Genomic DNA, 11446 nt, shown 5'->3' on the forward strand with positions numbered 1-11446 from the left:
CCGACGGGGGCCGCAGGGCCGCGTCCGTCGCCCGGCCGCCGTCGCGACCGGCCCGAGGGTGCGCGACCGCGGTCGTCCACGACCGGCACGGCCCCTCACGCCCGCGCCTGCCAGACTGGACCCGTAACCGCTGCCGAACAAGGACCCGAGATGACCCGCGTGATCGCTGGCGCAGCAGGCGGACGTCGCCTGGCCGTGCCGCCGGGGAACGGCACCCGTCCCACCTCCGACCGCGCCCGCGAAGGTCTCTTCTCCACCTGGCAGTCGCTTCTCGGCGGCCCCCTGGACGGCGAGCGCGTCCTCGATCTGTACGCCGGCTCCGGCGCCGTCGGTCTGGAGGCCCTCTCGCGCGGCGCGAGCCACACCCTCCTGGTCGAGGCGGACGCCCGTGCCGCCCGCACCATCCGGGAGAACGTGAAGGCCCTCGGCCTGCCCGGCGCGGAGGTCCGCGCGGGCAAGGCCCGGCAGGTCGTCCAGGACGAGCCCGCCGCACCGTACGACCTCGCCTTCCTCGACCCCCCGTACGCCGTCTCTGACGACGATCTTCGCGAGATTCTGCTCACACTCCGCTCGGGGGGCTGGCTAGCGGCCGATGCCCTCGTCACCGTGGAGCGCAGCACCAGAGGCGGGGAGTTCCACTGGCCGGACGGCTTCGAAGCGCTCCGGGCCCGTCGTTACGGCGAGGGAACGTTTTGGTACGGTCGCGCCGCCTCTACGTGCGAAGACGCGCGATGACCGGACCGGAGAGCGAGGGAACACAAGTGCGCCGTGCCGTCTGTCCCGGGTCGTTCGACCCGATCACCAACGGACACCTCGACATCATTTCCCGCGCCTCCCGTCTGTACGACGAGGTCTATGTCGCGGTCATGATCAACAAGTCGAAGAAGGGCCTGTTCGAGATCGACGAGCGGATCGACCTGATCCGCCGGGTCACGGCCGAGTACGGCAACGTCCGCGTCGAGGCCTTCCACGGCCTCCTCGTCGACTTCTGCAAGCAGCGCGAGATCCCGGCCATCGTCAAGGGACTGCGCGCGGTCAGCGACTTCGACTACGAGCTGCAGATGGCTCAGATGAACAACGGCCTCTCGGGCGTCGAGACGCTGTTCGTGCCGACCAACCCCACCTACAGCTTCCTCTCCTCCTCGCTGGTCAAGGAGGTCGCCACCTGGGGCGGCGACGTCTCCCACCTGGTGCCCCCGCTGGTCCTCGAGGCGCTCGGCGAGCGCCTTCGGCGGGACTGACGTCGAACGGGGTCTCCTGACGGTCCGTCATCCGGTGTCCGCCGGACACCCCGTGGCCGTACAGTCGTCCCGTCCGTCTCCAACCCAGCTGTAGAGAGTGGCGAGCAACCGGTGGACGTGCAGAAGAAGCTCGACGAGATCGTCACGGCGGTCTCCAGTGCCCGGTCGATGCCGATGTCGGCCTCGTGCGTGGTCAACCGCGCGGACCTGCTCGCCCTGCTCGAAGAGGTGCGCGCGGCCCTGCCCGACTCGCTGGCCCAGGCCGAGGAGCTGATCGGCGGCCGTGAGCAGATGGTCGAGCAGGCCCGCCAGGAGGCCGAGCGGATCATCTCCACCGCGCACGCCGAACGCGGCTCCCTGATCTCCGACACCGAGATCGCCCGCCGCTCCCAGGCCGAGGCCGACCGCATCCTCGCCGAGGCCCGCAAGGAGGCCGAGGAGGTCCGCGCCGAGGCCGACGACTACGTCGACTCCAAGCTCGCGAACTTCGAGGTCGTCCTCACCAAGACGCTCGGCTCGGTCGGCCGGGGTCGCGAGAAGCTCCTCGGCACCGGCCCGGGCGTCGACGAGAACGGCTATGAGGACGAGGACGCCCCCGAGCGCAGCCACGACCCCGCCACCCTGCGCCGTGACGCCGACGCCTACGTCGACACCAAGCTGGGCGCCTTCGAGGCGGTCCTCGCCAAGACCCTGGAGGCGGTCGGCCGCGGCCGCCAGAAGCTGCACGGCCGCATCGCCACGGACGACCTCGGCGCCCTCGCCGGCGACACGACGACGTTCCAGCACTCCTCCGACGCCGACTACCTCGCCGACCTGACCGCCCTCGCGGAGCAGGACGCGATCGCCGGACAGCCCGTCCAGCAGCCGTACGAACAGCGGGAACCGCAGCCGGTCTACGGCTACCAGCAGGCGGCGGACGGCTACGCGCAGCCGACGGACCCCTACGGCTACCAGCAGCAGGAACAGCAGACCTACGGTCAGCAGGACGCCTACGGCTACCAGCAGGCGGACCCCTACGCGTACGGCTACGACAACAGCGCGCAGGCCCCCTACGACCCCCACCAGGCCGCCCAGCAGACCCAGCAGGCACAGCAGCAGCCGCAGCAGCAGGCTCAGCAGGGGTACGCCCTGGACGAGACCAGCCTCTTCGACACCGGCATGATCAGCGCCGAGCAGTTGCGCGCGTACGAGCAGGAACGCGGCCTGTAGGAACCCTGGAGGAACGTCGTCGCGCCCACCCGATTGGGCTGTGGACGAAAGCTTTAGTATCCTGGCTCTTCGGTCGCGTGTGCGCTTCGCTGTCTTCGTATACGCCCGCGATCGCCGCTGCCCGCAGCACCGAGGGCAGCGGCCCTCATTGAGCTCGAAGATCGAAAGCAGGAATGGCCCTGAACGCCCGCCTCGACCACCGCAACCCTCTTGTGTTCGACACACACGAGCTGGGGCGGCGTCCTGGCGCGCTGCAGCGCCTGACCCGTGAGATCGACGCTCCCAAGGATCTCGGGATCCTGGGAGTCATCGGCGTGCCGGAAGGCGCTCCGGTGGAGCTCGAACTCCGACTCGAGTCGGTCATGGAAGGGGTGCTCGTCACAGGCACCGCCCGTGCACAGGCCGAGGGGGAGTGCGTAAGGTGTCTGGAGCCGCTCGAGCTTGATCTCGAAGCGGAGTTCCAGGAGATGTTCTCGTACCCTGACGCCGACGACCGGGGCCGTGTGAAAGCGGAGCCGGCCGACGACGCCGAGGAAGACGAGGACAGGCTCTTTCTCGAGGACGGCCTGTTCGACCTCGAGCCCGTGCTGCGTGATGCGGTGGTGCTCGCACTGCCGATGCAGCCGGTGTGCCAGGACGACTGCCCCGGCCTGTGCTCCCAGTGCGGAGCCCGGCTGGCGGACGACCCGGGGCACAACCATGACGCCACCGACATCCGTTGGGCGGCACTGCAGGGACTCGCCGGTTCACTCGAAGACGGCGAGAAGGACGAGATGAGCGGCGGCGTGCCTCGATCAGCGCCCGCCGACGAGAAGCAGGAGAAGTAGCCGTGGCTGTTCCGAAGCGGAAGATGTCGCGCAGCAACACGCGCCACCGCCGGTCGCAGTGGAAGGCTGCGGTCCCCACCCTGGTTGCGTGCGAGCGCTGCCACGAGCCCAAGCTGCAGCACATTGCGTGCCCGTCTTGCGGCACCTACAACAAGCGCCAGGTCCTCGAGGTCTGAGCGGCTGGTGAGAGGCTCCATGTCTGACGCCAAGGCGGACACGACCGCCAAGAAAAAGGCGGACACCACAGCCTCGTCCCACACGCTTCTGGAAGGGCGGCTCGGCTATCAGCTCGAGTCCGCCCTTCTGGTGCGTGCACTGACCCACCGTTCCTACGCGTACGAGAACGGCGGTCTGCCGACGAACGAGCGGCTGGAGTTCCTCGGGGACTCCGTGCTCGGCCTCGTCGTCACGGACACGCTGTACCGCACCCACCCCGACCTGCCCGAAGGCCAGCTGGCCAAGCTTCGGGCCGCGGTGGTCAACTCACGTGCGCTGGCGGAGGTCGGCCGTGGCCTCGACCTGGGCTCCTTCATCCGGCTCGGCCGGGGCGAAGAGGGCACGGGCGGCCGGGACAAGGCGTCCATCCTCGCCGACACCCTGGAAGCGGTGATCGGCGCGGTCTATCTCGACCAGGGCCTCGAAGCGGCCTCCGAACTGGTGCACCGCCTGTTCGACCCGCTGATCGAGAAGTCCTCCAACCTCGGTGCCGGCCTGGACTGGAAGACCAGTCTCCAGGAGCTCACCGCGACCGAAGGGCTCGGCGTCCCCGAGTACCTGGTCACGGAGACCGGTCCCGACCACGAGAAGACCTTCACTGCTGCCGCCCGCGTCGGAGGCGTCTCGTACGGCACCGGCACCGGCCGCAGCAAGAAGGAGGCGGAGCAGCAGGCCGCCGAGTCCGCGTGGCGGTCCATCCGGGCCGCGGCGGACGAGCGCGCCAAGGCGGAGCAGACGGCTCAGGCCGTCCAGGCCGCCGAAGGCAGCACGCCGGACCCCGAGTCCGCCTCCGCCTGACCGGCACAGCAGCAGCGACACAGTAGAACAGCAGTACGAGACGAGCGCCCGCCCCCGCAGGGAGGCGGGCGTTCCGTACGGGGGATCCCATGCCCGAGTTGCCCGAGGTCGAGGTCGTCCGGCGCGGTCTGGAGCGGTGGGTCGCCCATCGCACGGTGGCCGACGCCGAGGTGCTGCACCCGCGCGCCGTGCGCCGGCACATCGCCGGCGGCGACGACTTCGCGCAGCGCCTCACGGGCCATCGCGTCGGAACCCCCAGCCGGCGCGGCAAGTACCTGTGGCTGCCGCTGGAGGACTCCCCCCTGGCGGTGCTGGCCCACCTCGGCATGAGCGGTCAGCTTCTGGTCCAGCCGCACGAGGCCCCCGACGAGAAGCATCTGCGCGTCCGGGTGCGGTTCGCCGACGAGGTGGACACCGAGCTGCGCTTCGTGGACCAGCGCACCTTCGGCGGCCTGTCCCTGCACGACACCACCCCGGACGGCCTGCCGGACGTCATCGCGCACATCGCCCGCGACCCCCTCGACCCGCTGTTCGACGACGAGGCGTTCCACCAGGCCCTGCGACGCAAGCGCACCACGATCAAGCGGGCCCTGCTCGACCAGTCGCTGATCAGCGGCGTCGGCAACATCTACGCGGACGAGGCCCTGTGGCGGGCCCGGCTGCACTACGACCGCCCGACGGGGAACCTCACCCGTCCGCGCACGCGCGAACTCCTGGGCCACGTCCGGGACGTGATGAACGCGGCGCTGGCCGTCGGCGGCACCAGCTTCGACAGCCTGTACGTCAACGTCAACGGCGAATCCGGCTACTTCGACCGGTCGCTGGACGCCTACGGGCGCGAGGGACTGCCGTGCAAGCGGTGCGGCACGCCCATGCGCCGGCGTCCGTGGATGAACCGGTCCAGCTACTTCTGCCCGAAGTGTCAGACGCCGCCGCGCATACCGTCGTAACGCTCGCGGGCCGCGAGGACGTCGTCCATCCGCCCTTCCAGGTGGTGGATCAGACTGAGCAGCCGTTCGGCCACCTCGCGCCCGAGCGGGGTCAGTTCGTAGTCCACGCGGGGCGGGTTGGTGGGCTGCGCCTCGCGGTGCACCAGCCCGTCGCGTTCCAGGGCGTGCAGCGTCTGGGACAGCATCTTCTCGCTCACGCCGTCGACCCGGCGACGCAGCTCGTTGAACCGGAGCGAGCCCTCGTACAGCGCGCCGAGCGTGAGCCCGCCCCAACGGCCGGTGATGTGCTCCAGCGTGCCGCGCGAGGGGCAGGCCTTGGCGAACACGTTGAACGGGAGGTCGCGGTCCTCCGCGCCCACCTGGGTGATGGTCATAAGCGGGAGCGTACTCCAAGGCAGCGCTAACCGGTAGGTTGCACTAACTAGAAGTTAGTGCTTTCCTTCAGTCACTGCCCATGAGCTGGCTCGCAGCTCTGTCCACGAGGAGTGAGCATGTCCCCCTCTGCCGTCCCGGCCGTCCCTGTCATCTCGGTCGCCTACCACTCCGGCTACGGCCACACCGCCGTCCTCGCCGAGGCCGTGCGCGCGGGAGCCGTCGACGCCGGCGCCGAGGTGCACCTGATCAAGGTCGACGAGATCACCGAGGAGCAGTGGACCCGGCTCGACGGCTCGGACGCGATCGTCTTCGGCTCGCCCACCTACATGGGCACCGCGTCGGGCGCGTTCCACGCCTTCGCGGAAGCGACCTCCGCCCGCTGGGCCACCCAGGCCTGGAAGGACAAGCTGGCCGCCGGGTTCACCAACTCCGGTTCCAAGAGCGGGGACAAGCTGCACACGCTGCAGTTCTTCCAGATCCTGGCCGCACAGCTCGGCATGCACTGGGTCAACCTCGGTCTGCTGCCCGGCTGGAACAGCTCCACCGGCTCCGAGAACGACCTCAACCGACTCGGCGTGTTCCTCGGCGCGGCCGCGCAGACCAACGTCGACGAGGGTCCGGACGCCGTGCACAAGGCCGACGTCGCGACGGCGGAACACCTGGGCCGCAGGGTCGCCGAGACGGCGAGGACCTTCCTGGCCGGCCGCACCCAGGCCGCTTGATCGTTTCTGCTGCAGAACCGGCCGGCGCGGGGCGGCGGGAGCCTCAGTAGCCGAAGTCCTGCGTCCACCAGGGGCCGCCGGGGCCGAGGTGGACGCCGACGCCGAGGGTCTTGAAGTCGCAGTTCAGGATGTTGGCCCTGTGGCCGGGGCTGTTCATCCAGGCCGCCATGACCGCGGCCGCGTCGGCCTGGCCGCGGGCTATGTTCTCGCCGCCGAGGTCGGATATGCCGGCCTTGGCCGCCCGGTCCCAGGGGCTCGCCCCGTCCGGGTCGGTGTGGTCGAAGAAGCCTCGCGCGGCCATGTCGTCGCTGAACTTCTCGGCGAGGTCCGACAGCGCGCTGTTCGCCGAGAGGGCGCTGCAGCCGACCTTGGCCCGCTCCTCGTTGACGAGGCTCAGCACCTCGGCCGCCGCCTGGGTCTCGGCCGAGACCGTCACCGGCGTCTCGGCGCGCTGCGGCGCCTTGGTGGCCGGCTTCGACCTGGACGGCGTGCTCTGCGGCTTCTGCGCCGGCTTCGAGGGCGTGGCCTGCGGCTTCTCGGTGGCCGTCTTGCTCGGCGAGGCCGAGGCCGAGGCCGAGGGCGCGGAGGTGGAGGCGGAGGGGGACGCGGAGGCCGTGGAGGCGGACGGCGACGCGGGCCGGCCGGCGTGACGGCTGGTCGACGCGGAGCCGCGGTCGGACTCGGCGGAGCCGGACGTGCCGCCCTGCTCGGCGGCCGAGTTGGTCGGCGAGCCCGCGGCCTGCACCTTGTCGGCGGGGCCGTTGCCGCCGCCGAGCCGGTAGCTGTCGAGACCCGGCACCACGCCCGTGGCCACCGCGACGGTGCCCAGGGCGACCGCGGCGGACACGCCGAGCAGGCCCGTCTTCACCGGCGTGACGACCCGCTTCTTGCGACGGCGGCCCGAGCCGTCCCGGCCCGAACCCGGGCGCGGGACCCTGCCGCCGGGAGCGAAGCCGCCGGCCGGGAACACGGCGGTGTCGGCACGCGCGTGCTCGTCGTGCATGGCGAACAGGTACTCCTGGCTGCGGGCCACGGAGTCGGCGTAGGCCTCGGGGTTCAGGTACGGCGCGATGCCCATCGTGGGGCGGTCGCTGCCGTAACGGTCCTGCGGGGTGTGACCGTCCGCGTGCGAGCCGTGCGTCTGTGTGACCCCCGTGGCGCGGCTCGTGGCGGCGCGGCCGGCGGCGGAGCGTCGGTGGCGTCCCATGTCCTTGCCTTCCAGTCCAAGCGGTGTTTCCCCACGGTCGGCCGGGGCCCGGGGCGTCGCGCGCCTCCTGCTCCCTCTGGTCGACCGGACTCACCCGATCGAGTGAGTTTCATCTGAGAATCGTTGGGTGGGGACGGTACCTCATGGCGCCCGGGGAGGAAGTGCCCCGAGAGACTTTGCCCGGTTAGGTTGCACCCATGAGCGAGGATGTACGGCTGGTCGCCTGGGTGCGCGGACACGTCCAGGGCGTGGGATTCCGCTGGTTCACGCGGGCGAAGGCGTTGGAGATCGGCGGCCTGAGTGGTTTTGCTCTCAATTTGGCCGACGGACGGGTCCAGGTGGTCGCCGAGGGCCGCCGCGAGGGCTGCGAGGGACTGCTCGGCTGGCTCCTCGGCGACGACACGCCCGGGCGCGTCGACGGCGTCACCGAGATATGGGACACACCGCGCGGCGGCTACGACGGCTTCGCGATCCGCTGAGGAATGCGCGTGAGGCAGCCCGCGGAAGCGGGGGGATGTGCCACCGGCAGTTGCCGGAAAGGGAAAGCGGCAGGTGGTTGCCAAGAATCGCTTGCAGTGGCAGGCTCCGCACGCAAGGATGATCGCCACGCCTCCAGGGCCCCGCAGGAGCCGCAGCGCCGCCGTGACGGCCGCGTGCCACCGGGTTGCCCGCCAATACGGGGCGTGATCGTGTTGACCGTCAAACTTTTTGGTGAGACGCTGAAAGCACCCCGCGCACCTCAGCTGTTTGGCATGGATGAACAGCAGGACGAACAAGATCCCGCCAAGCACCGCGGGTGCGAATCCCTCACGACCCACACCGCTTCGGTCGGTCACTCATTGTGGAGGACCATCCATCATGGCAAAGGCGCTTCTCGGTTACGTCGGCGGCTCCGACCCGCGGCTCCTCGCCGAGATGCGACGGCTCCAGCAGCGTGTACAAGATCTGGAATCCGAGCTCGGACGGATCCAGGCCGAGAACGACGCGCTGACGGCTGCCGCTTCTCACGAATCGCTTCTGGAGAGCATCGACGCACGCCAGGCGGAGCCTGCGCTCACCTGATCGCTGCACCGCTGTACAACGGCATCGCAGTGGTCGGGCGGCACACACCAACCGCGTCGGACCGCTAAGTTGTCAGAGTTTGCAAGGGACGCCGATTCGGCGTCCCTTCTTTCTTTCCTGCCGCTTCCGTGGCCCCCGCCGATGGTTCCCCCACGCACCCTTTCAGTCTCTTAACGTTTGGTGTGCCCTGCGCGTTCATGGGTGAAACCGCGGGTTCATGGAGTGAGACACCCCCGGAAGGTAGAGTCCAGCGCCGTGCACCTCAAGGCCCTGACCCTCCGGGGATTCAAGTCGTTCGCCTCGGCGACCACGCTCCGGTTCGAACCGGGCATCACCTGCGTGGTCGGTCCGAACGGCTCGGGCAAGTCCAATGTGGTGGACGCGCTCAGCTGGGTCATGGGGGAGCAGGGCGCCAAGTCGCTGCGCGGCGGCAAGATGGAGGACGTCATCTTCGCGGGCACCACCGGGCGCCCGCCGCTGGGCCGCGCCGAGGTGTCCCTGACCATCGACAACTCCGACGGGGCGCTGCCCATCGAGTACGCCGAGGTCACCATCACGCGGATCATGTTCCGCAACGGCGGCAGCGAATACCAGATCAACGGCGACACCTGCCGCCTTCTCGACATCCAGGACCTGCTGTCCGACTCCGGCATCGGCCGCGAGATGCACGTCATCGTCGGCCAGGGCCAGCTCGACTCCGTCCTGCACGCCGACCCGATGGGACGGCGTGCCTTCATCGAGGAGGCCGCGGGCGTCCTCAAGCACCGCAAGCGCAAGGAGAAGGCGCTGCGCAAGCTGGACGCGATGCAGGCCAACCTCGCGCGCGTGCAGGACCTCACCGACGAACTGCGGCGTCAGCTCAAGCCCCTCGGCCGGCAGGCAGCCGTCGCCCGCCGGGCCGCCGTCATCCAGGCCGATCTGCGCGACGCCCGGCTGCGTCTCCTCGCCGACGATCTCGTACGGCTGCGGGAGGCCCTGCGCGGCGAGATCGCCGACGAGGCCGCCCTGAAGGAGCGCAAGGAGGCCGCGGAGCAGGAGTTGCGCAAGGCGCTGCAGCGCGAGGCCCTCCTGGAGGACGAGGTCCGCCGGCTGACGCCACGGCTGCAGCGCGCCCAGCAGACCTGGTACGAGCTGTCCCAGCTCGCCGAACGCGTCCGCGGCACGATCTCGCTCGCCGACGCGCGGGTGAAGAGCGCCACCTCGGCGCCCCCCGAGGAGCGGCGCGGTCGCGACCCCGAGGACATGGAGCGCGAGGCCGCCCGGGTCCGTGAGCAGGAGGCCGAGCTGGAGGCCGCCCTCGAAGCGGCCCAGCACGCCCTGGACGACACCGTCGCCCACCGTGCCGACCTGGAGCGGGAGCTCGCCGTCGAGGAACGCCGTCTGAAGGACGTGGCCCGGTCCATCGCCGACCGCCGCGAGGGACTGGCCCGGTTGAACGGGCAGGTCAACGCCGCCCGCTCGCGCGCCGCGTCCGCCCAGGCCGAGATCGACCGACTGGCCGCGGCCCGGGACGAGGCGCAGGAACGCGCCGTGGCCGCGCAGGAGGAGTACGAGACGCTGAAGGCGGAGGTCGACGGCCTCGACGCCGGCGATCACGAACTGGGGGAGCGGCACGAGACGGCCAGGCGGCAGCTCGCCGAGGCGGAGGCCGCCCTCACCGCGGCCCGGGAGGCGACCACGGCGGCCGAACGCAGTCGCGCCGCGACCCAGGCCCGTCGTGACGCCCTGGCGCTGGGGCTGCGGCGCAAGGACGGCACCGGCGCGTTGCTCGGCGCGCGCGACCGCATGAGCGGTCTGCTGGGCCCGGCCGCCGAGCTGCTCACGGTGACCCCGGGACACGAGGTCGCCCTCGCGGCGGCCTTCGGGGCGGCGGCGGACGCGATCGCGGTGACGACGCCCGCGTCGGCGGCCGAGGCGATCCGCCTGCTGCGCAAGCAGGACGCGGGCCGCGCCGCGCTGCTGCTGAGCGGTGCTCCGGAGGTTCCCTCCGGGGAACAGCGCGGCGACGGGCCGCCCCGCGCCGCCGACCTGGTCCGGGGTCCCGCCGAGCTGATGCCCGCCGTGCGCCGGCTGCTGCGCGGCATCGTCGTCGTCGGCACTCTGGAGGACGCCGAGGAGCTCGTCTACGGCCGTCCCGATCTGGTCGCCGTCACGGCCGAGGGTGATCTGCTGGGCGCGCACTTCGCGCACGGCGGGTCGGCCGGGGCGCCCAGTCTGCTGGAGGTGCAGGCGTCGGTCGACGAGGCCGCCGCCGAGCTGGAGGAGCTGGCGGTGCGGTGTGAGCGGCTGGCGCGGGAGCAGAGCGCGGCCGGGGAGCGGCGCAAGGAGTGCGCCGCGCTCGTCGAGGAGTTGGGGGAGCGGCGGCGGGCCGCCGACCGGGAGAAGTCGTCCGTGGCCCAGCAGTTGGGGCGGCTGGCGGGACAGGCGCGGGGCGCCGCCGGTGAGGCCGAACGGTCCACGGCGGCCGCGGCGCGGGCGCAGGACGCGCTGGAACGGGCCGTCGAGGAGGCCGAGGAACTGGCCGAACGGCTGGCCGTCGCCGAGGAGATGCCGGTCGAGGAGGAGCCCGACACCTCCGTGCGGGACCGGCTCGCGGCGGACGGGGCGAACGCCCGGCAGACCGAGATGGAGGCGCGGCTGCAGGTCCGCACCCACGAGGAGCGGGTCAGGGGGCTGGCCGGGCGGGCCGACTCGCTGGACCGGGCCGCGCGGACGGAACGCGAGGCACGCGCGCGTGCCGAGCAGCGGCGGGCGCGGACTGCGCAACTCGCTCATCGGGCGCGCCGCGTCCGTCGGCACCACCGGCCCGGGCACGGGCCATCACTGCCTGGTCGTGGGA

General features: G+C 71.3%; 13 protein-coding genes. 11 read left to right on the plus strand and 2 right to left on the minus strand.

Going from position 1 to position 11446, the window contains the following annotated elements:
- The first annotated feature begins 150 nt into the window (after positions 1 to 150).
- From rsmD to mutM, 7 genes are all read left to right on the plus strand, one after another.
- Positions 151 to 735 (plus strand): 16S rRNA (guanine(966)-N(2))-methyltransferase RsmD, encoded by a 585-nt coding sequence (rsmD, locus tag BG482_RS36450; RefSeq protein WP_069773505.1) that lies wholly within the window; start codon positions 151 to 153, stop codon positions 733 to 735.
- A gap of 26 nt (positions 736 to 761) precedes the next feature.
- Positions 762 to 1241, plus strand: coding sequence for a pantetheine-phosphate adenylyltransferase (coaD, locus tag BG482_RS36455; RefSeq protein ID WP_069773506.1), 480 nt, complete (start codon positions 762 to 764; stop codon positions 1239 to 1241).
- 111 nt (positions 1242 to 1352) lie between these two features.
- Positions 1353 to 2450 (plus strand): ATP synthase F0 subunit B, encoded by a 1098-nt coding sequence (locus tag BG482_RS36460; RefSeq protein WP_069773507.1) that lies wholly within the window; start codon positions 1353 to 1355, stop codon positions 2448 to 2450.
- Positions 2451 to 2623: 173 nt separating this feature from the next.
- The gene (locus BG482_RS36465; protein WP_069773508.1) at positions 2624 to 3277 is read left to right on the plus strand and encodes a DUF177 domain-containing protein; all 654 of its coding nucleotides are present in this window, start codon (positions 2624 to 2626) and stop codon (positions 3275 to 3277) included.
- Positions 3278 to 3279: 2 nt separating this feature from the next.
- A complete protein-coding gene (rpmF, locus tag BG482_RS36470) occupies positions 3280 to 3453 on the plus strand; it encodes a 50S ribosomal protein L32 (RefSeq protein WP_007493396.1) in 174 nt (57 codons plus the stop codon).
- A gap of 19 nt (positions 3454 to 3472) precedes the next feature.
- Positions 3473 to 4291, plus strand: a complete 819-nt coding sequence (gene rnc, locus BG482_RS36475; RefSeq protein WP_069773509.1) for a ribonuclease III — start codon at positions 3473 to 3475, stop codon at positions 4289 to 4291.
- Between the two features lie 89 nt (positions 4292 to 4380).
- On the plus strand, positions 4381 to 5241 hold the full coding sequence (gene mutM, locus BG482_RS36480) for a bifunctional DNA-formamidopyrimidine glycosylase/DNA-(apurinic or apyrimidinic site) lyase (RefSeq protein WP_069773510.1): 861 nt from the start codon (positions 4381 to 4383) through the stop codon (positions 5239 to 5241).
- On the opposite strand, the gene BG482_RS36485 is transcribed toward mutM, so the two are convergent.
- Complete coding sequence (locus BG482_RS36485; RefSeq protein ID WP_069773511.1) at positions 5214 to 5615, minus strand: helix-turn-helix domain-containing protein; 402 nt, start codon at positions 5613 to 5615, stop codon at positions 5214 to 5216. The two genes, mutM and BG482_RS36485, sit on opposite strands and share 28 nt — an antisense overlap.
- A gap of 117 nt (positions 5616 to 5732) precedes the next feature.
- Between BG482_RS36485 and BG482_RS36490 the strand changes: the two genes are divergently transcribed.
- On the plus strand, positions 5733 to 6338 hold the full coding sequence (locus BG482_RS36490) for a flavodoxin family protein (RefSeq protein WP_069773512.1): 606 nt from the start codon (positions 5733 to 5735) through the stop codon (positions 6336 to 6338).
- A gap of 43 nt (positions 6339 to 6381) precedes the next feature.
- Here the strand turns inward: BG482_RS36490 and BG482_RS36495 are convergent, their stop codons facing one another.
- Positions 6382 to 7545, minus strand: coding sequence for a CAP domain-containing protein (locus tag BG482_RS36495; protein ID WP_069773513.1), 1164 nt, complete (start codon positions 7543 to 7545; stop codon positions 6382 to 6384).
- A 197-nt stretch (positions 7546 to 7742) separates the two neighbouring features.
- On the opposite strand from BG482_RS36495, the gene BG482_RS36500 reads away from it, so the two are divergent.
- The 3 genes from BG482_RS36500 to smc form a co-directional block, all read left to right on the plus strand.
- Entirely contained in the window at positions 7743 to 8024 is a 282-nt protein-coding gene (locus BG482_RS36500) for an acylphosphatase (RefSeq protein WP_069773514.1), read from the plus strand.
- Positions 8025 to 8403: 379 nt separating this feature from the next.
- Positions 8404 to 8607 (plus strand): hypothetical protein, encoded by a 204-nt coding sequence (locus tag BG482_RS36505; protein WP_020128723.1) that lies wholly within the window; start codon positions 8404 to 8406, stop codon positions 8605 to 8607.
- Positions 8608 to 8862: 255 nt separating this feature from the next.
- Positions 8863 to 11446: chromosome segregation protein SMC (gene smc, locus BG482_RS36510; RefSeq protein ID WP_256096594.1), on the plus strand; the 2584-nt coding region annotated here is incomplete at its 3' end.

It is taken from the genome of Streptomyces sp. LUP30 (assembly GCF_001746365.1).
In the GTDB taxonomy this organism is placed as follows: Bacteria; Actinomycetota; Actinomycetes; order Streptomycetales; family Streptomycetaceae; genus Streptomyces.